Source organism: Ktedonobacter racemifer DSM 44963 (assembly GCF_000178855.1).
GTDB classification, from domain to species: Bacteria; Chloroflexota; Ktedonobacteria; order Ktedonobacterales; family Ktedonobacteraceae; genus Ktedonobacter; species Ktedonobacter racemifer.
In genome coordinates this window covers 598,494-618,667 of the sequence record NZ_ADVG01000005.1, presented here as the reverse complement: position 1 = coordinate 618,667, position 20,174 = coordinate 598,494, and the positions used below count along the sequence as shown (strand labels likewise).

Sequence of the window (20,174 nt, the reverse complement as noted above, 5' to 3'; positions counted from 1 at the left end):
CTGCCAAAATCCGCGCGTCTCGGAGAAGGCAGGGAAATCGGTGATGACTCCAGAACGCGGTGGCGAGGGCCACCATCGAAGCACTTCCACCAACGAAACGCACCCAGCACGCGCGAACCTTTTGTGGCTCTCGCTCGTAACAGGGAACAGCACAAGACGGAAGGAGTCAAAAAGCCGCGTCCTATGCAAGAGAGCAGCGACGAACAGTTGATGACAGCCGTGATGGCAGGGGACCAGGTGGCATTGGCCGCGCTGGTGACTCGCCATCACGCCCCACTGCTCGGCTATCTCTATCGGCTTGTTGGCGGTGATCTGCACCTTTCCGAAGATCTGGTTCAAGAAACGTTGCTGCATGTGCTCCGGCAACGCACGTACCAGGCCGGTCGCCCTTTCAAGCCCTGGCTTTACATGATTGCCACGAACCTGGCCCGCGACTACTTCAAGTCCGCCGCAGTGCGAACGTCGTGGCGAGAGGGGGATGAGGAGGAAGTGCTGCTCCACCTGTTCGATAGCGAGCCTGGCCCGGAAGAATGCGCTCTGGCGGCAGAGCAAGGCGATGAGGTGCGGGCTGCGCTCGCGCAGCTTGGCGAGGACTACCGCGTCGTGTTGGTCCTGCGCTTTTATCAAGGTTTCAGCTTACAAGAAATTGCCGAGACGCTTCATATTCCGCTGGGCACGGTCAAATCGCGGCTCTCGGTGGGTGTTCACCGCTTGCGCGCTATGCTGGCCCCAGTACAGGAAGGAGTGGATTAGATGTCCCATCCCCAATCACCCTGGCCGTTTGAGCAGCCAGAGCAACTAGGAGAGTTGCTGCGCGAGCAGGGAGCCTCGCCAGAAGAGCGCGCTGATCTGCTTCCTGCCTTGCGTCGCCTGTCCGAGTGGCAGGCACCACAGCCGGAACCCGCAGACACCCGGCGTCTGCTTGCCCGGCTGACGCCCGCGCTGCCCGCGCCTTCGCCTGTGCGCCAGGCCATCCGCGCGCATCAACAGCGCCGGCACGCGAACGCCTCCTTGCTACTGGCAACAGCCCGCGCACAAGTCAGCCTCTTCGGCCTGGGCTTCTGGCTGGTGAGCGCGCTCGTGACCCTGGTGGGTTCCGTGGTCGTGTTGAGCAAAATCCTTTCCGACCAGGAAGTGGTGCTGCGCGCCAGCGGGCCGCTTCTGGCCTACCTGGGGACCCTCGTCGCTTTTCGCGGGAGAGGAGCGCGGGTGCTGGAATTGGAACTGGTCTGCCCGCCCTCGCCGCTACAGCTAGTCATGGCCCGGCTGGTGATTGTGCTGGGCTATGATGTTGGCCTGGGTCTGGCGCTGGGTCTGGCGCTCTGGGCGGGCGGCGCTGAGCATGTGCTGGCGCTGACGCTCTCCTGGCTCATGCCCTTGCTCCTAGTCGCGGGGTTGGCTCTGCTGCTGACGCTTCGCCTCTCGGTCCAGGCAGCAGCCTCCCTGTCCTATGGAAGCTGGCTGGCCATCCTGACCATCTGCAGCACCACCAATCTCCAGGCGCTCCTGCTCACGCCTGAGCTTTCGGTACTACCGGGCTGTATTGGCGTCGTGCTGCTGGCCATCGCGCTGCTGCGCCTCCACGCTGACATGCACCGCCTACTCCCTCGCCCATAAGGTTCGCGAACCTTTTTGAGGGCTGGCTCGTAAGAGGCACGTGCAGCAAGTGTCGCACCTTCAAACTCTAATACATAAAAGGAGAGTATCGTGAATATCACTGCATTGACCGGCACCGGCCAACAAACCCAAGCGATTGGGCGCCCGAGTCCGCTCCTGAGCGTTATGGCCTGGGAATTTCGTCGCTTTCTCGCCAGCCGCCTCTTCTGGTTTCAGGCTCTCGGCCTCTTCGGTTTCTTGCTCCTCATGACGTGGGCCCTGCACGCACCAGAGCAAATCGGTGCAGGCGTGGCGGTTGGCGGCGGTGGTGGCGAACCGCTCAGCGGCTTCGTTGCCGGAACCAGCGCAGGGGGACTTCTTCATATCCTGCCAATCGTTCTGGTGGTGCTGGCTCTCCTCCTGCCCTTTGTCACGGCTGATGGCGTGACGCGGGACCTGACCCGGCGCACGCACGAACTGTTGATGACCACCGCTCTGCCAACCTGGGCATATGTCTGGGGACGCTACCTGGCGGGCCTGGTGATGAGCCTGGGACTGGCGCTCCTGTTGCTGGCCTCCATCCTGGGGATGGGCTGGCTGCTGCATCTGACCACCACCGACTATCCAGCGCCAGAAATCGGCGCCGTGCTGCTTCTCTGGGTTGGCATGGTGCTGTCGGCGGCGATCCTGGTCAGCAGCTTCGGTTTTGCCCTGAGCACCCTGCTCCCGCGCCTGTCCACACTGGTCAAGGTGGTGATCATGGTCGCATGGATCGTGGGGGGACTGGTGATCCCCCTCGGGCTAGGCGGTACCACTCCTCCTGCCTGGTATGTCAATTGGGACCCGACCAGTGGGATCACCGCGCTTGGGCTCCTTCCTGTATATGCCATTCACCTCGGCCCGACGATCACGAACGAGGCGCAGTTTCAGCAGTTCATTCTTAGCGTTGAGAACAAGATGCCTGACATCGCGGGCTGGTTCGCGCCACACCTGGGGCTTTCCGGGGTCAGCCTGCTGCTGGTGCTGGTTGCGGCCCTTGCCTTCCAGCGCTCCCGCGACACGCTCAGCTAAAATGTTTGTCCATGAGCGCACAACAAAGAAAGAGAGAACCATGATGGAATTGACGATTGAACGCCTGAGCAAGCGCTACGGCCAACACTGGGCGCTGCGTGAGTTGTCGCTGCGGGGCGCTCCGGGCATGCTGGGGTTGGTTGGCCCCAACGGCGCGGGCAAGACGAGCTTGATGCGCATGATCGCGACGCTGCTGGAACCGACCGAGGGGACCATCCGCTGGAATGGGCAGGACATTCGCACCCATGGCCAGACACTCCGGCAGGTGTTGGGCTATTTGCCCCAGGATTTTGGCGTCTATCCAGAGTTCACGGGACGCCAGTTCCTGCGCTACCTGGCCGCGATGAAGGGGCTGCCCACCTCGCTCGTCCACCGGCGCGTCGATGAAGTGCTGGAGATTGTGAATCTGGAGCAGGTGGCCGATCGCAAGCTGCCCGCCTATTCTGGCGGCATGAAGCAGCGCATCGGCATCGCGCAGGCCCTCTTGAACGACCCCGAACTCTTGATTGTCGATGAGCCAACCGCCGGACTTGACCCCGCCGAGCGCGTGCGTTTTCGTACGCTGCTCGCCAGCCTGACCAGCAACCGGATCATCATGCTGAGTACCCATATCATCAGCGATGTGGAGGCCGTGGCGAACCGCTTACTGATTTTGCGGGAGGGGCGCGTGCTGGCCGATACGACGCCGGAGGCGTTGCTGGCAAGCGCGGCGGGATCGGTCTGGAGTGTAACCACTGATCAGGCCACGGCCTTGCAGTTGCAGGCGAGCTATCAAGTCAGCACGATGGTCAACCAGGTGCATGGCATCACGCTGCGCATCGTCAGCGCGACGCGCCCGCACGAGGCTGCCGTCGTCATTGACCCTAGCCTGGAAGAGGCCTATCTGCTGGCCACAGGCAGGCAAGCAGTTCAGGTTTGACAGGAGTGCGCACGCCATTACCAGGAGGAGCGCCTGGCTCACATGCACTCAGGCATACCAGGAGATCTCTCGCGTCACAGAGATCTCCCGCATCCCCACCCTTTCATCTCCCTATGAGAAGACACGCCTCTTGTGAACTGGTTCATAGCGCTTCCTGCCTTTTCTCCCCTATCCTTACCTCAGTCTTTGTTGGTCAAGCCAACTCTTCGATTGTTTCAACTCACTTAGTGGTGATGCCCGCCTTCGATGGGTTTGACCGACTATCCCATTCGATCCGGGACGAAAGGAGCGTAAGAACAGCAATCGAACATGTGCGCGACTCTGCTTAAATGTGCGCTTGTTGTCCACCTTTGGAGGCGTTGACAGAGAGACGATAGCATGGTATGCTACACGTACCAGATGAGAAAAAGTGTTCTAAACCAGAATATCTGATGTTTCTAGCGAAAGAGGCGACGTCTCTCTCTCAGTGTGGTGTTGAAAGGGAAGGGGTCTTCATGCTCCTCTGCAAAAAAATCAAACTTGACCTCAGCGAGCAAGACATGGCTACCCTTGAGTTCATGCAAGGCAAATGCAGAGGGCTCTACAATTGGTGGGTGATGAAATTGCGAGACGGTGAGAAGTGGCGCTTCAACGCCTGCAAGAAAACGCTGGCCGAGAGCCGTGCCCATGATCCTGAACTTAATCAGGTCTATGGGAAATTGCTTGCGGAAGTGTACTATCGCCTGGATGGGGCCATGCGAGCCTTCTTTCGTCGCGTCGCCAATGGGGAAACCCCAGGCTTTCCCCGCGTGCGCCCTCGCCATGGCTTCTTTACCCTCTGTTACCCGGCGATGTATCTCACGCTTGAGGGAAACACCCTCATCTTGCCCACAGGAGGCAAGGGCAAGCACAAACGCTTTCCTGCCATCCGTGCTCACCTCACCGAACTGCCTCCAGAAGGCTTTCGAGAGGTGGCGATCAGTCGCGATGGCAGAGGTAACTACTACGCCTCTTTCAGCTACCGAGAGCCCGAGCAAGCCAAACGCGATGGCAACACCGTGGCTTTCGATCTGGGCATCAAGACGCTGGCAACTGGGGTCACGCAAGAGGGCCGAATCTATCACATCGGTGGGTTCAAAGGCTCGCGTTGGTACAACAAGCAGTTGGATCGGCTTCGCTCGAAACGCGGCAAGTGCAAGAAGAAGTCCCGTCGTTATCTTCATCTGAGCAAGGTGTACAAGCGCGTTTCGCAGAGGAAGCGCAACAAACAGCGCGATAGCCTGCACAAGGCATCGCATCTCATCGCACGACGATTGGTTGAGAGAACTGTCGTCGTGGGCGATCTTTCTCAGCGGCAGATGGTCATGAAAGAGCATCAGGAGCGCAACAGGACGCTCAATCGGGCAGTCTATAACGACTGGGGCCTGTATGCCTTTGTCCAGATGCTCACCTATAAATGCCAGTTGTATGGGAAAGGGCTTCAGTTCGTAGATGAGCGCAACACGTCTAAGCAGTGTAGTGGCTGTGGAAATCTGCACGCCATGCCCCTGTGGAAAAGAACGTATCAGTGCGCGGAATGTGGACTCGTCATGGACCGAGATGAGAATAGTGCTCACAACATCTTGACGAGGTTCCTTGCCCGGCGAGGGCCATACACTCAGGCTCGTCCTGAGTGCGATGTGCTGCAGGCGACCCAAAGCGGCGTAGAAGTCATGGGGACTTCCTGTGAGGGCCAAGTGCAGCAATTGAATCTATTCGAGGGTTGATAAGCACATTTGAGTAGATTTAGAAAGGCAGACTGGAAGAAAATTGTTCTCCAATCTCCCATTGCAAACAAGGGAAAACATCTCCCGTTACCACATATAACACAGAAGAGGAGGAGTTATTGTGTCAGGTCTTTTTGGTCTACTCGTGCTCGCTCTGAGCTGTCTCTTCGGCCTTGTTGGGATCGCTCTGCTGGTGATCTGGATCTGGATGCTCATCGATTGTGCGACGAACGAGCCTCCTGAGAGCAATGAAAAGTTGCTCTGGCTACTGATCATCATCTTTACCGGTGGAATTGGTGGCATCATCTATTACTTCGTGCGTCGTCCTAAGCGCAAACGTCTGTATCAGCGGTAGCGGAGGTAAGCTGAGGATACGTGTAAATGCGGAGTCAATCCGCGTCAGTCTTCCCCTGCTTCATGGCCTGTTTCCATTTCTCCTCGGCCAGAATCTCCCGAAGCAGAAGGGTATTGACCAAGGCAAGGTTGGCCTGCATCAGATGACTACCGTCAAACCGGTGTCAACCAGAGAAAGAAGATGATGAAGCGCTGATCTGGCTGTCTCCTTCATCTTCTCCTGGCTTCCTTGAATTTGAGGTCTTGCTAGAGATCCTGAAGCGCTTTCTCAAGGACGGGGTCATGGCCTGCGGCCAGAGCTTGCGGTGTGGGATGTACCTCGTCGTCAGGCGGCACGCCAATGCCATCAACAATCTCACCAGCAGGCCCTTGCATAAATGCAACCGGCAACCCTATTACGCCCCCATCGTCGAGGAACAAATCTGTCGATGGTCCAGAGACCGCTCCCGCCGTCCTTTCTCCTACCAGGCGCCCCAGATGGAGGTCATGAATATCCGTGGCGGTAGCATCGCAGGCAGATGCGCAGCCTCGGTCAATCAAAGCCACCAGCCGGATGTGGAATAGCGGTAGACTATCATTGGTCCTCTGATCTGTGCGTTGCCCCTGTTTGTCAACAAAGGATGCGATGATCTGATTATGGACAAACATGCTGATAACACGCCTCTGTTCCTCTACATCTCCACCTCCGTTCCCGCGTAGATCGAGGATCAAGCCTTTGAGTTGCGCCGCCCCGGCCTCCTGCACGGCGCGGCGTATCTGGTCTGCTACGCCCGTCTTAAATCGGGTCAGTCGCACATAGAGAATGTTACCGGGCAGCAGACGTTTGGAGGCGAGAGGCAGGGCAGGATAAGCGGCAGCAATCAGACGTACGTTCTTCGTGTCAGCAGCACCCGGATGCTGTATCTGTAACTGTACGGGCTTCGAATCACTGAGCTGGTTAATGATCTCCGACACTGGCTTCTGACTGATAAAAGGGGAAAGGCCGTTGATAGTGACGATGATATCACCGGGTCGCAATCCGGCCTGCTCCGCCGGGCTGCCGGGATCAACGCCAAGAATATAAAGCGGAGGCGCGGCATCTGCAAGCTGGTCGGGATCGAAAGAGAGGACAATGCCCAGCCCCATCTGGGTGTTGGGCTGGGAGGCTGATCCCCCGGTGTTGAGGTTGGAGAAGGGAATGTAATGGGCATGATTATCATGTAAGCCATTCACCATCTCTGTGATCGCTGCGCCAACAAGACTCTGTTGGTTCAACGAAAGATGAGCTGTCATCGTCGTATAGGTCTTCTGAAACGCCTGCCAATCCGTCTGACGATTGCCAGTCAGCGCGGGCAAGACGGCATTGTGCTGATCTTGATGCTGTTGAACGAGGTAGCCGACCAGACCAGCCATAGCATACTGGAGCAGTCTACGATTATCGAGAGTCGCCGGATAGGTATCGAGAATACAGTTGTATGCCTGCTCTATAGTATGCACGCTACTGGGGGCCGGGGTTCTCCCTGGCTCTAACCATGACGGTCGAGTGTCGCATGATGAGGTTCCTAACACAGTGGGAGGCGTCGCCCGCCATGCGAGATACAAAAAAACTGCTGCGATGAGTCCTACTACACTCGCCAGGCGTACAAGCGTGACACTATCCTGCTGCCACCATTGCCTGCCGGGGAGAGGCGCCAGTGTCTCTCTTCCCTGAAGCTCCGGCTTTTCACTTACCTTGCCCATTTGTCTTGTCTCCTCTGGAAAACGCATTTACCATATTAAAATTCAAGTTGTCCTGGTTCATCATGTGCATATTCTCGTCTGCCTGCTGCTGTGTCAAAACATGCTGGTTTACCAGTATCGTGTGAGCCTTTTGGACCGCAGTAACCTCTATAGTATGGAGCTGCGCCTGCGAAACACCATGCGCGCTGGCAAGATCGCTCATCCATTGCGCGGCATCGGCTGAACTTATCTCAGTCTGGTTGCTCCCGGTGGAGGCATTTGCAAGAAGCGTTGAGTGCAAGTTATCGTGTATTTGCTGCTCAGTCATATGCAATCCCTGGGCGACCTGTGCTCTCAGTGTTTGCCAGTAAACCTCAGGGTAGTCATCCCAGGGAGCATGAGTAGGGCCCTCCGTGCCTTGCGTGGATCCCCGTCCTGTGCTCGAAGGGGACTGGTTCGTGGTGTAGACTTGCCAGGCAACCATAAGAAGAGTGCCCATAATGACGACACCTCCCAGCAGAAGCAGAAGTGGTGCAAGCCGCAGTTTCTTCTGCCGCTCCGGCTTTCTTTGTAGCGAGTTTTGTTCGTTGTTATTGAGCATAGCTTCGCTCCCATTTCGACAGATCTTCTTTTCATATTGATTATTCATACCGCAGTGCTTCGGCGGGCAAGATGCCAGAAGCTTGCTGAGCAGGAATGAATGTACAAATGAATGACATCAGGTAGCAGCCCAGCACGAGGCAGAGTGTGGGAAGCACCGGGATCAAGAATTCTTTTGAGGTGGCGTGCGCAACCTGTGAGACCAGCCACCATGAGAGCGTTGTGCTGATGACCAGACTCAATGTCACGATAAAACTCGCCTCCAGCAAGAACGAGCGACGCACCAATGCACGCGAGAAGCCCAGTGCCCGTAGCATTCCGATCTGTTGCCGCCGCTCGACAACGGCGCGGCTGGCAATCACCCCAATCGAAAGCGCGCCAAAGAGCACTCCGATGACCAGGTGTGCGACTAAAAACCGGGTAATGCTCAGCGTGTAGGCATTTTGCGTCGCGATCAACTGCGCGGTGGATTGCTGGGAAGTGTTAGCCACCTGCTGCCCGATACCGAGATTGGCGGTGATAATGAGCGTAATCAGGAACAGCACCAGACTCAGGAGAGAGACGGCCACCCCGGTACGGAAGCGAAAGGTCAGCGGATACGCCATACTGGGGCGACTGATTGGCGCCAGACCTCGCACCTGCCGGATGATCAAGTGCAAGGCGGTAGCCAGACCATCGCCGTTATTCATTACCAACACCACTATGCCAATCAGCGGCAGGAGCAGGCTGAGCAAGAGGCTGAGCATGATATCCTGGAACTCGCTTCCGTTCTGTGGCTGCGTCGTGGTAAAAACGAGAAGAATCGTCCCTGCCCCTGTCTGAAGGCCATAGGCGAGCCAGGCCAGGCCAATCAGGGTTCCACCAAGCCAACGGCAGAGTGTTACCGGGAGGCGTATGGCGGTACTCAGCCAGGTCAACAGTAACCCGGCGCCTACGATCAGAACGGCAACGCTCAGATGCTCTAGCCAGTCTGTGCTGAGAGTCTGCCCCTGTCGCAGTAACAGGTACCCAACAAGCAGGCAGAGCGGACCACGCACCAGGAGTTCCCAGAGCAAACGCCCGCAGGCGACGACGCGTCGTGCCACCGTTGGCGCGGTTCTCAGTTCGCTCAGAAGATCTTTGAAGTTCGCATGCACAGGAAGGTCGTCCAGGTTGCGGATCGCAGTCACAATATTGCTATGACTGATCCAGATAGCGGTCAGCCATGTCACGATGAGCGTTGTCAGCAACCCGAAACACAGCACACTCAGCACGCTTTGCCAGCTTATCCAGAGATGGAGCGGAATCTCTGCACTAGAGACGAAGCTTTGCGCGGGTATGTTGGAGAATGTGAGTAATTCAAGCCCCAGCACACCAATGCCAAGCAGCACTCCAGGGACAGCCGCCAGCAGACTATACCCAAAACATTCGATCAGCAGGGTTTGTACCAGGTGACGGCGTTGCAAACCGACCGCCCGAGCTATACCCAGTTCCATCCGTCGATCCGCTGCGAGCGAGAGACATAACAATACCAACAGCAACATCCCCGCACTGACCAGCAAGCCCGTAAAGGCAGGGAGCAGCAGGGTAAATTGCCGTGCTGCTGATGTTGATAGGAAATCTCCCTTACCAGCCAGGGGGCTCCAGTTCGTCCCTTCTACTTGCGTAGGTTTGAGCGCGTGAATAATCGTCCTATCATAGGGGGTAGGAATCGTACCGCGCGTATCAGCCGACGTGTGAAAGCGCCCTTCTAAGAAGGTGAGAACGGTCTGGTCAGTTATCCTGTCGTTCATTGCCCCAGGACCAATATTTTTGATACAGATCGTATTTGGGGGCAAAGATTGATGGGTAGATTGCAGGTAAAACTGCTGGAGAGTTGCCAGAGGCAGGAGCATTTCTGGATAGGACCCATCAAAACCAAGTTCGCCACCGGTAACAGCCACATCGTTCGAGAGGACGGCCCGCACGGTCGCATTGAACGTTTCTTTTTGCTCATTGAGTTTAATCTGTAGCTGATCTCCCGGTTTGAGATCCAATGACTTCGCGGCTGAATGGCTGAGTAACACTTCGTCGGCACGAAGACCCGCGCTAGAGATGGCCTGCCCCTGGCTATCTCTCAGAGCACCGTAGACCTGATCAAAGTCAGGCGGCACCCCCAGGATATACTGATTGGTCTGGGTGACGCCGGTTCGTTGTGAACGAAAGCTCGCCCCGAGAGGATTCAGATAGAGCGCCGTGGCTGCCCGCACCGCCGCTTGCTGCCGAATTTGCGTGAGGGCGCTCTCCACTTGATTTTGCGTAAAGGGACCGGTGACAGACTCATCGACATCACCAACTTTTGTCAGGCGGTCAGCCTCTACGGAGTGAGTTAAACTATCCTGTAATCCAAAGGTAGCTGTAAGAAAAATGAAAGAGAGCAAGAGACCACAGAGCATAATGAGGGTCTGCGCGCGGTGACGCAGGATATTGCGCATCCCCATCCGCCACAGCAGGGGGGTGTTGATGCTCAGACCAACAATAATCAGCACGGCTCCTCCTACAACAACGGCAAGCAGCAGGGTCTGCGTGGTTGGGGAGAAGCCAGGAAGCGTCAGCGACATATTCATCCTTGGGCTCCTTTCTCCTCGAATGTGCCGACCTTCGATAGTGCCTCGACGAGGACATCTTCTCTGATCAGGCCATCGCTCATGGTAATCACACGACTGGCCTGACGAGCGATATCCAGCGCGTGCGTGACCCAGACAAACGTGAGGCCCAGTTCACGATTGAGGGTGAGCATCAAATCAATAATTTCCTGGCTGGTCGTGCTATCAAGCGCGCCCGTAGGCTCATCTGCCCACACAAGAGAGGGGGTTGTTGCCAGCGCACGCGCAATCGCAAAACGCTGACGCTGACCGCCGCTCATCTCAGCTGGGCGATGACGAGCCCAGTCACGTAAGCCTACCTGCTCAATGCTCTCCAGCGCACGAGTCCGGGCCACCCTGGAAGACACACCGCTCACTAGCAGCGGCAGCTCCACATTCTCCAATCCTGTGAGGACCGGCAGTAAGTTATAGGTCTGGAAAACAAAGCCCATCTCGCGGGCACGGAAAAGGGTAAGCTGGCGATCAGACAGGTGGCGAATATCCTGATTCGCAATCCTGATGCTCCCCGTTGTCACCCGATCCAATCCGCTCAGGCAATTGAGCAGCGTGGTCTTACCGCAGCCGCTCGGCCCCATAATAGCGACGACCTCTTTGCGCTGGATGCGCAGTGTCACCCCCTGTAAAGCCTTCACGACCACCTTCCCCGTGTCGTAATGCTTGTGAACATCGATAGCCTCAATGATGACATCTTCTTGTGGTGGATCTATGGATTTACCCATTTCCATGTTGATACCTCTTTCCTTGCAATAATTCGTAGCAGGTGACCATTTACTACCTTGAGTCTAAGGATAGCTAGCCGCGAAAGGCAAAGCTATCGAGAAACTCCGCACTTTTCTCTGCCAAACCCCGCAGCGAGATGTTGCGGAAACACGCAAGCGTATTTGCGGGAATTGACATGCTATCCAGGAGTGGCTCATGTTATACTTGAGGATAGCTCCGAGCATTTCAGCAAAGAGCTCGGGGACGAGCCCACGCACGGAGAAGAGGGAACGCGATGGAAAACACACCAATTCATCCACTCATACACAAAGAGAAAAGGCTATTGAACTGGTTGCTTTTCTTCTGGCTTTGTCTTACCTATGTGCAATATATACTGGCAAGTATTGCAGAGCTGCTGCAGCCAATGGATGACAGATCTCCAGCAAGCATCAATATCACGATCTCTCGTATTCTTGCTACAGATCTCTTGCGAATGGATAGCAAAAGCGCCATACTGTTTTTTTTCTTTGTCTTTACTCTCTTGATGGTGCTTCATGGTGGTCTGCACTGGTGGGCTCTCTTTAAAAATATCAATCAGCGCTATCTGTGGCCTTATTTCCTGCTCCAGGCTGTGTGTATATGGCTCATCTATTTCCTGATCGGTGCGGATAACGCAGTGTTTGGATTGTGGCTCACGCTAGCCATTGAGGCATTTATCCTGCTCAAACGGACATCCCATATCATCGTAGTGGTCGCTGGTTGTCTGCTTTTTTGCTTTGTCATTCAAAGTATAGTCCTGCTTACCTTCCTGTCAGATAGTCAAAGCATACCCGGTCTCGCTGTTGCGCCGAAGCTGATCAGGACAATTGCGGAGGGTTCACTCATCTTACTGTTCGTGTGCGCCAGTCTGATTCTCTACATCCAACAAACCAGTGCACATCGCAGAGATCAGGAACTCTTACACGAGCTGGAGACGGCGCATATTCAGCTCGAAGACTATGCAGCACGTGTCAAAGATCTGACGTTGACTACAGAGAGGCAGCGCATGGCTCGCGAACTGCACGATACGCTGGCTCAGGGACTGGTTGGCCTGACCATGCAACTGGAAACCATTGACTTGCTTTTGATCAGTCAGCGTTGCGAGCAGGCGCGAACCTTTGTCCAGCGGGCTATGACCCGTTCGCGAGCTACGATCAACAGCGCGCGAGCCGCGATCACCGATCTGCGTACAGAGATACCTACGACAGGTGATATTCTCGTCGCCATTGAGACGGAAGCGGACCATTTCACGACGGCAACCGGTATTCCTTGTACCTGTTATCTGCCAGCCAGACTCCCAGGCGAGTATCACGAACATCTTTTGCGCGTGGTTAGCGAAGGACTGACCAATATCGCGCGCCACGCCCAGGCCAGCCAGGCATGGATACGGGCAGGTGGCGAGCATGAGGTGATCACCCTTGAAATAGGTGATAATGGGATCGGCTTTGATCCAGCAAAGGTCACAACTGATCACTATGGGCTCCAGGGCTTGCGTGAACGCGCGCGCCTGATGAATGGCCAACTGCTGATTAGTAGCGAGCCGGGCAAGGGAACAATCGTGCGCCTCTGCCTTTCCTTGGAGAGAGGAGGCGAAAATGGACGAAAAGCAGAATGATATTCGCATCGTCGTGGTTGACGACCATCTTGTCGTGCGAGAAGGGCTGCATATGATGCTGGAAATCGCTAGAGAGGGCTTTACCTGGCTTGGCGATGCGGCCGATGGGGCAGAAGCTGTGCGGGTAGTAGAAGCACTCCAGCCAGACGTTGTGCTAATGGATCTGCGCATGCCAGGCATGGATGGCCTGGAGGCGATCACTCAGATACGGGAGCAGTGGCCGCACATCGCAGTCATCATCCTGACGACCTATGATGAAGATGATTTGATGCTGCGAGGATTGCGTGCAGGCGCGTGCGGTTATCTTCTGAAGGATACTGACCGTGAGACATTGTTTCATGCTATTCGCACGGCATCTCGTGGTGATATATTTCTCCAGCCAGAGGTCATGGCACGCATTCTGGTCCGAACCACGGATGCATTTCATCCAACACCCTCAAGATCTCAAGCAGAAGGAGAGAGCGAGTTGACCGAGCGCGAGCGTGACGTGTTGGAGGCCGTAGCATGCGGCGAACGAAGCAAAGAGATTGCTTCTCGGCTTGGTATCAGTTTACGCACAGTTGAATCACATCTCACGAGTATCTATGCTAAGCTCGGCGTCGATTCGCGTGCCTCGGCAGTGGCTGTTGGCATTAAGCGCGGTCTACTTTCGCGATAACCTGAAGAGCAAAGGCCTCACCGAAAATGGGGTGATAACATTTTTCGTTCCATTTTCCCGCTAAGGCTTCCCAAGGCCAAAAGTAACTCGAATCGTTCCCGCTAAGCCACCTATGAGCCTTGTTCGCGGCGCTTGCGTTTGTTGATGTAGGTGTTGAGCGCAAGATGGTTGTTGTAGCCAAGGAGAGTGGCGATCTTGCGCACTGAGAGTCCCAATTTGAGGAGATCCTTGATGCGCTCCAAATCCGCGTCAAATTTACTTTTCTGGATGGTGCCCCTTGGTTTTCCGAGCGTTTTGCCCTGCTGCTTTTTTGCCGCAAGCGCTTCTTTCGTTCGCAAACTGATCAGATCGCGTTCCAGTTGATCAGCTCGCTGCAACCCGATGTGGTCTTGATAGATTTGCGCATGCCTGTTATGGATGGGTTGGAAGCTCTTGAGCGGATACGTGCTCAATGGCCACAGATCGCCATCATCGTGCTGACCACCTACGATGAAGACGATCTGATGCTGCGTAGCCTTCAGGCGGGCGCACGTGGCTACTTGCTCAAAGAAAGCAGTCTTGAGACGGTCTTGCAAGCGATTGAGAGCGCTGCTCGTGGGAATATGCTGCTGCAGCCGGAACTGATGAAACGCATCCCGGACCAGGCAACGCGGAAGAGATCAGCTCCATCAGCTGTACACGAGAACAGCGACTTCCATCTGACAGCACGTGAGCTGGAGGTATTGGCCGGGATCGCCTCTGGAGAGCGGAGTAAAGAGGTGGGTGCTCACCTGGGGATTACACGTCGCACGATCGAGTCCTATTTGAATAGCATCTACACCAAACTGAACGTCGATTCGCGGGCAGCGGCGGTCGCCATTGCTATTGAGCACGGTTTGCTTCCCAGGCGAAGGGAAGAAACCTAATCTGTGATTGGCGATATCAGGCTATTGTAGCTCCCTACTTTTGCTTCAACCGCTTTCCTTTTTCATTGCGCCGCAAATCCCTTCACGTTGAGCCATGCGAGCCTCCTAACAGACGGAGAGAGTCGCTTTGGGCGAGATTCCTCTTCCAACCATGGGCAAACTCCAGATGTAACGTGTTCTGAGAAGTCGTTACCGGGAGAGGTAGGTCTGGCGGGATCAAGGCCCGCCAGTTTTTCAACCTTTTGAGCCGGAGCTTTCCAGCTCCTGTGTTTCCTCCGAAGGGAGTAGTTTCAACCAGTTAGGCCGAAGCTGCTCTCATTCTTCCTCAAGGAGCTTCAACCAGTTGCGCCGCAGAACCCAAAAGAGGAGGCCACGCGGCAGCCATGGCTGCCGCGTGGCCTCCTCTTTTGTGGAAGCTCTTTAGCGATCTTACGAGACAGTGATTTTGCGTTTGCCGATTTGACTGGTGATGGTGGGGTCGGCGATTTTGGTGTCTTCTGCAAGCAGGAAGGCTTTGGAGAGGATGATGGCGAGGACTGTATCTCCCTCGAAAGGGAGGTAGAGATCCTGCGTTGTACTTGGACCACGGCCAGGTACGATGCAGAGATACTGATCATTGGGCTCCATAAGGATGTTCCCCGACCCAAGGTGGATCTTGTAGGTACGAAGGTCACCCTGTACCTTGAGGAAGCGGCCTTCAATGCGGCACCGCTGCGCGAGCGAGAGCCGAGGAAGGAGGCGCTCCAGGATCTGTTTGCGCGTCTCTGCAGTCGCGGAGAGCTCGCCGAAGCTGTACGACTGCCAGTAGTCTCGGTACCGTCCCTCGGGTCCGCCATCTTGCCAGGTGGGATCGTTGCCAACACTGGCGACGCCCACGAAGAGATCGATGTCGCGCAGCACTTCGGAGAAGACCAGGGGGGGTATCCGATCCAGCGAGAGGGGAACCGCTGTATCATCCCCGCGCCAGGAGTTGGAGACATAGCCGCCGCCACCTGCGTGCGCGTAGTTTTCGGAGGCGTCTATCTCGTAAAAACGCACTTGATCGGTTGTGAGATAGAGGTAGGTGCCTGCGTTGTTGATATCCGTTTCTTGACACTCCCCCGGATAAATCACGGGGGATTCTTCCTTCATCCAGGTGACTTGCACCATCCCATCGCTGAGACAGTGTAGAGGTCTTCCTGTCCAGAAGCGTTTCATGCACTCAGAGGTGCATCAGTTCCCGTATGCCCTACGGTACTGAGAGCTTTTTGCAAAATGTTGAGCGCTGCGTTATGATCCCTGTCTAAGACCATATCACACCCCGTACACACATGCGTGCGCACACTCAATGTTTTCTTCACAAGCGTTCCACACGCACTACACTCTTGACTAGTAGAGTGTGGAGATATTGCTATGACAGGGATTGTATGTATCGCTGCATAATACTTGACCCAAAGCAGAAATTGTCCCCATCCAGCATCGTGGATGCTCTTGGCAAGGTGTCTGTTTTTGACCATGTTGCGAATCTGCAACTCTTCAAAGGCAATCAAATTTGGGTGCTGGCATGATCCCTGGCGCAGCCTGGTCAAAGCTTCCGCCGTGGTTCGTGCTCTGGCTCTGGACTTGTTAGAGGTCCTCTATGGCCTCGCTCACTTACATCCGGTGGTTCACAAATTGTACCGACGGATGCAGTCAGGCTGTCAGCTCAATCGACGGGCCGCTGAACCTTGCTTAGCTCAGCTGCTCCTCGAAGGACTCGATTGGCTCTTAACTTAATGCGCATGGGGTAAAAATGTTATGACCCCAAATTCGCGGACCTTTGTCATCGTACGGATCTGCGCTCGGTGGGCCTCAATGGTGCGCCCCTCCCAGGCATACTGCGCAAAGAGGGTAGAATCAACGCCCACCTGGGTGGCGAGGAAGCGAACCACTTCAGGAGCCGCCTCTTGCCTGGAACGCAAGAAACGGCCTTCATAGTGGAAACACTTGAATAAAACAGCAAACCCCAGGCGCGTCGCTCCCGACTTATTGCCGACCGCCTTTAACTCGTCTGGTAGAAGGGTAAAATGTTCGAGTAGCTCTTCCGATGTCCACGTTCGCTTCATCCCTTTTTCCTTCTTCTGTTTTTGCCCTTTCACATACCGTCCCATCTCCACTCTCATCGGAGCATATTGTTGTCTCTATGAGATCCAGGCGAGTATAGTCAGGAAGGATGCTTCCTGGCAAGAGAGACAGCCTGAATATCCTATTTGATTGAATTGCCTCAGAAATTACCTCACCAACGCGTTTGCCAGGGCCGGGAGAGCGGCGAAGGCATGAAAGAATTCTTCACCGCCATCGACTGGCGTGGGATACGAGCTAAACTTCGCCACCACGAGTTGCGCGCGAGGATCAATGTAAAGCATTTGACCTCCGAACCCTAAAGCGCAATAGGCACCATGTTCCTTATTCACCATCCACCAGTGATGAGAGTAGGGCGAAGATCCTTTCGCGCTCCGCTCAATGTCCTCAACAATAGCGGTAGGGATAATCTGCTGCCCGTTAAACCACCCTTGTTGCAGCAACATCTGGCCAAAGCGTGCCATATCACGCAGCGTCGTCAGCAGCCCGGAGCCAGAAGTCTCTTCCGTCGTTGGGCCAACCACCCAACACGCATCCCGCTCGGCACCCAGTTTTGACCAGATCCGCTCCTGCATGATGTCAGCAAGCGGCTTGTCCAGCAAACGCTTCATGATCCACGCGAGGATGTCGGTATTTGGTGTGAGATACGTAAAACGCTCGCCATGCTTCCCCGCTCTTTTCATGGTTGCTAGCAAGTCATAGCTGGTCTCCGGGCCTGCATAGCCTTGGGGGCGTGCACGCCAGCCCATGGTGACACTATACATCCAGTTCTCGACCATGCTTGGATGAGCCATGCCTGGCTGCTCAAGCAATGGATCTGGTTTACCCTCAGCGAACGTGATAGCGGTGGTCATATCCATTACCTGGCGGACTGTAGCAGAGGCCCAGCCGCTCGCATTCAGCTCTGGGAGATACGTTGTCACAGGAGCTTTGAGATCAAAGAGCCCTTCATAAGCCAGCATCGCCGCGATCGTCCCCGTCATGGACTTGCTTCCAGAGGCCCAGGCGTGACGGGTATATGCCTGCATCCCATTGAGATAGCGCTCATAGATCATTTTTCCTTGATGCACAACGGCGATGCCGTCTGTGTAGCTGAGTTCAGGCATCTCGCCAAAGGTATAGGTGGTTCCATCTCGTCTCTGGTAGGGAATTTCGTCGATGTCGCCAAGCTCTTCGTCGAAATGTGCGACTGGCCCATTGCCACGCCACACATCCGCAGTAGGATTGAGTTTTTGGATGTTCTGGAAACTCCAGCGGTTATAGGGACCCAGGAGTTGTGTGGCGTGAGTGACACGCGCGTCTGGTGATGGTGGAAAACCACGCATCAAGCCGAGCTCATCGGCTGTTTTGGGAGGTCGTTGGAAAGACATCTCGTTATCCTTTCGTGTGTATTCTAAAAATCGCTTGGGTGTAGAAGAGCAACGCGCCTTAGATGCGGTCTATCTCGTTTATTCAGGCAGTCGGCGTTGATCACGCAAACGCTCCACCTGAGGCCGAAGCACACGTTTATTTTGTTGTGGGTTGGCCACTGAGGGATCAGGAACCCATTCTAAGAAGCCACTGTCGATTGCACGTCCGATGCGCATGCGATTGGCCTGCGTGTTTTCCCCAAAGGCCAACGCCGCAGCATTGCTGATGGTAATCAGGTCATCAACCGAGATCCACCACCGGACTCGCGAGATCAGAATGCCGGGGTCCGTTTTCCAAAAGTCATCCGGGATGACTATTCGGCTTGCCAGCGGATTCCCCAACAGCAAATCCAGCAGGCGCGTGAGTGCTTGTTCGGCGTGACGAACGGCCTCTTCTGTTCGGTGGTATTCCCCATTGGCAACCCCGATCAACAGTTTCAGATCACGTTGCAACAGACTGGACTCGTTCCATTGGTCCAGACCCTCTTGTTGGCATGCCTCTCCCAGCGCGTTTCCTAACTCCCCATACCGCTGTCGCACCAGCATGATGATTTCCCGGGCCAGCCTGTTGTCAAAGAGAGCCATCGACCCCCTCCTTGTCTTTGAGATAGGATCAAATCTTCCCCGCCACTATAACGTAACTAACGTTAGTTGTCAAGAAGCGTCTCTCTGTCTATTCTCGAAAGAGGTCGAAGAAAAGTCTGGGAGGAATGGAGGTGGTAAATGCCGTACCAAGTGAGCAGGTTTGGCCCTCCGACGTAAGCACTTGCCCTCCAATGTGAGCACTGGTACAAAACTACTTGAGCAAACCGCTTCACATCTGGGGTATCAGCAGAGAAGAGTGTAAATAACAACGAGATCTACACCCCTTATAACCCCCAGCGGCGCCGGGAGGTTATAAAGGCGTCCCACGTCATGCCCAGCGCTTTGCGGCGACGCTCGGCAATGAGCTTGAATGCCTCTTTGAGTTCGGCGGGACGTGGGGAAATGAGGCCACTGAAGGCCAGGCGAATGACTCCGGCCCGCAGGAGAAAGATGTTGTAGAATTGCAGATCCAGGGGGACCCTGGTAAGAGACATGCCGGGGTCTATATCAATGGTGAAGGTCCCTTCGGTGCAGATCAGATCGGAATCTTCGATGAAGCGGGTAAGAGCCTTGAGCCGCGAAGGACCCAATTCGCGCGTCTCGTGTTGAAAGTTGTTCTCAATGGTATCGTATCCCTGGGTGACGGAACCGCCGCTGACGGAGATACTGATAGCGTTGGGGTGATAGAGGGTGCGAAGTTGGGCGAGATTCTGTGCCTGTCGAGCGGTCCAGTAGCGGCGGTGAAATTGCTGCTCAGGTGTGGCTGGGGCTCCGAGATGGAGTGGAGTAGCGGGCTGACGTGGCGAAATCATGCCGCTGAAATGATTGCGTATGACGCCTGCCTGGAGCAAATAGATATCATAGGTCTGGCGGTTCTGGGTGAAGCGGGTAGACAGGGTGGCCTCGACACAGATAATATCATCCGAGAGTTCAACGAAGCTCTCAATGGCTATCGGTTTGATGGGACTGGTGACTGAGAGGGTCTGTTTGATGGTTGCCATGATGGCGGCTCGCCCCTGGATGATCTGTCCAGTCGTGAGGGAGATCAGGGTGGCGTCAGGATGATACAGGGTTTCCAGGGTGGCAAGATCCTGTGCTTCGATAGCGCTGCTCAGGCGATAATAGAACATCTCTCCCGCTGTCTCTTGCATTTTGTTATTCCTTTGCATCCATGTGTATCTCTGCTTTTAGGTTTTATTGTAGCATATGCTGCATCCTGACTGAAAAAGCGCTTGCGCCTCACGTCCGCGCGTTGACCCCAATGGAGGACCGCGCACCTGTTTACCACCAGAGGCGGCGACGAGGATAAAGACTGATCTGGCATGGGTCCCGTTGTTGCTTGACTGCCTGCTGCAGCTCAGGCCAACGCGGAGAGATCAGGCCGCTAAAACGCTGCCCTACCTAGCCTGCACGCAGCACAACCACCTCATACTCCAGTGTGTCAAATTGCATACTCCCCATCGGACCGTGTGGATCTCGTTGTTATTTACACTCTTCTCTGCTGATACCCCAGATGTGAAGCGGTTTGCTCAAGTAGTTTTGTACCAGTGCTCACAT

General features: G+C 55.3%; 16 protein-coding genes and 4 pseudogenes. 9 read left to right on the top strand and 11 right to left on the bottom strand.

What is annotated here, in order from left to right:
* The first annotated feature begins 183 nt into the window (after positions 1-183).
* The 6 genes from KRAC_RS56840 to KRAC_RS75070 all read left to right on the top strand — a co-directional run bounded on the left by KRAC_RS56840 (position 184) and on the right by KRAC_RS75070 (position 5,686).
* Positions 184-753: an RNA polymerase sigma factor gene (locus tag KRAC_RS56840; protein WP_040448554.1), complete on the top strand. Its 570-nt coding sequence runs from the start codon at positions 184-186 to the stop codon at positions 751-753.
* Positions 754-1,617, top strand: coding sequence for a hypothetical protein (locus KRAC_RS56835; RefSeq protein ID WP_007922613.1), 864 nt, complete (start codon positions 754-756; stop codon positions 1,615-1,617).
* A 90-nt stretch (positions 1,618-1,707) separates the two neighbouring features.
* Positions 1,708-2,667, top strand: a complete 960-nt coding sequence (locus tag KRAC_RS56830; protein WP_007922612.1) for an ABC transporter permease — start codon at positions 1,708-1,710, stop codon at positions 2,665-2,667.
* 43 nt (positions 2,668-2,710) lie between these two features.
* Positions 2,711-3,586, top strand: a complete 876-nt coding sequence (locus KRAC_RS56825) for an ABC transporter ATP-binding protein (RefSeq protein WP_040448765.1) — start codon at positions 2,711-2,713, stop codon at positions 3,584-3,586.
* A gap of 494 nt (positions 3,587-4,080) precedes the next feature.
* On the top strand, positions 4,081-5,331 hold the full coding sequence (locus tag KRAC_RS64615) for an RNA-guided endonuclease InsQ/TnpB family protein (protein ID WP_052569414.1): 1,251 nt from the start codon (positions 4,081-4,083) through the stop codon (positions 5,329-5,331).
* 121 nt (positions 5,332-5,452) lie between these two features.
* Positions 5,453-5,686 (top strand): PLDc N-terminal domain-containing protein, encoded by a 234-nt coding sequence (locus KRAC_RS75070; RefSeq protein WP_007922606.1) that lies wholly within the window; start codon positions 5,453-5,455, stop codon positions 5,684-5,686.
* Between the two features lie 245 nt (positions 5,687-5,931).
* On the opposite strand, the gene KRAC_RS56810 is transcribed toward KRAC_RS75070, so the two are convergent.
* Genes KRAC_RS56810 through KRAC_RS56795 form a run of 4 tightly spaced genes read right to left on the bottom strand, consistent with a single transcriptional unit; the run spans position 5,932 to position 11,332 of the window.
* Positions 5,932-7,404, bottom strand: coding sequence for a S41 family peptidase (locus KRAC_RS56810; protein WP_007922605.1), 1,473 nt, complete (start codon positions 7,402-7,404; stop codon positions 5,932-5,934).
* Positions 7,388-7,984, bottom strand: coding sequence for a hypothetical protein (locus KRAC_RS56805; RefSeq protein ID WP_007922604.1), 597 nt, complete (start codon positions 7,982-7,984; stop codon positions 7,388-7,390). Before KRAC_RS56805 ends, KRAC_RS56810 begins: the two co-directional genes overlap by 17 nt.
* A gap of 40 nt (positions 7,985-8,024) precedes the next feature.
* Positions 8,025-10,568 (bottom strand): ABC transporter permease, encoded by a 2,544-nt coding sequence (locus KRAC_RS56800; RefSeq protein WP_007922603.1) that lies wholly within the window; start codon positions 10,566-10,568, stop codon positions 8,025-8,027.
* Entirely contained in the window at positions 10,565-11,332 is a 768-nt protein-coding gene (locus KRAC_RS56795) for an ABC transporter ATP-binding protein (protein WP_007922602.1), read from the bottom strand. The genes KRAC_RS56800 and KRAC_RS56795 overlap by 4 nt, the downstream gene beginning before the upstream one ends.
* A gap of 269 nt (positions 11,333-11,601) precedes the next feature.
* Here KRAC_RS56795 and KRAC_RS64610 point away from each other — a divergent pair, with 269 nt between their 5' ends.
* Positions 11,602-12,960: a sensor histidine kinase gene (locus KRAC_RS64610; RefSeq protein ID WP_007922601.1), complete on the top strand. Its 1,359-nt coding sequence runs from the start codon at positions 11,602-11,604 to the stop codon at positions 12,958-12,960.
* Positions 12,941-13,618, top strand: a complete 678-nt coding sequence (locus KRAC_RS56785) for a response regulator transcription factor (RefSeq protein WP_007922600.1) — start codon at positions 12,941-12,943, stop codon at positions 13,616-13,618. Before KRAC_RS64610 ends, KRAC_RS56785 begins: the two co-directional genes overlap by 20 nt.
* A gap of 110 nt (positions 13,619-13,728) precedes the next feature.
* On the opposite strand, the pseudogene KRAC_RS56780 reads toward KRAC_RS56785, so the two are convergent.
* Positions 13,729-13,980, bottom strand: a pseudogene (locus KRAC_RS56780) (recombinase family protein); the annotation flags it as partial.
* Here KRAC_RS56780 and KRAC_RS56775 point away from each other — a divergent pair.
* A pseudogene (locus KRAC_RS56775) lies at positions 13,969-14,523 on the top strand (response regulator); the annotation flags it as partial. The pseudogenes KRAC_RS56780 and KRAC_RS56775 sit on opposite strands and share 12 nt — an antisense overlap.
* A 429-nt stretch (positions 14,524-14,952) precedes the next feature.
* Here KRAC_RS56775 and KRAC_RS56770 read toward each other — a convergent pair.
* The 6 genes and pseudogenes from KRAC_RS56770 to KRAC_RS56745 form a co-directional block, all read right to left on the bottom strand.
* A pseudogene (locus tag KRAC_RS56770) lies at positions 14,953-15,609 on the bottom strand (DUF7737 domain-containing protein); the annotation flags it as partial.
* Positions 15,610-15,716: 107 nt separating this feature from the next.
* Positions 15,717-16,055 (bottom strand): annotated as a pseudogene (locus KRAC_RS68585) (RNA-guided endonuclease InsQ/TnpB family protein); the annotation flags it as partial.
* Between the two features lie 219 nt (positions 16,056-16,274).
* The gene (locus tag KRAC_RS56760; protein ID WP_157508314.1) at positions 16,275-16,607 is read right to left on the bottom strand and encodes a DUF4158 domain-containing protein; all 333 of its coding nucleotides are present in this window, start codon (positions 16,605-16,607) and stop codon (positions 16,275-16,277) included.
* Between the two features lie 165 nt (positions 16,608-16,772).
* The gene (locus KRAC_RS56755; RefSeq protein WP_007922598.1) at positions 16,773-17,993 is read right to left on the bottom strand and encodes a serine hydrolase domain-containing protein; all 1,221 of its coding nucleotides are present in this window, start codon (positions 17,991-17,993) and stop codon (positions 16,773-16,775) included.
* Positions 17,994-18,071: 78 nt separating this feature from the next.
* Positions 18,072-18,617, bottom strand: a complete 546-nt coding sequence (locus KRAC_RS56750; protein ID WP_007922596.1) for a hypothetical protein — start codon at positions 18,615-18,617, stop codon at positions 18,072-18,074.
* A gap of 284 nt (positions 18,618-18,901) precedes the next feature.
* A complete protein-coding gene (locus KRAC_RS56745; protein ID WP_007922594.1) occupies positions 18,902-19,768 on the bottom strand; it encodes a nuclear transport factor 2 family protein in 867 nt (288 codons plus the stop codon).
* Positions 19,769-20,174: the final 406 nt, after the last annotated feature.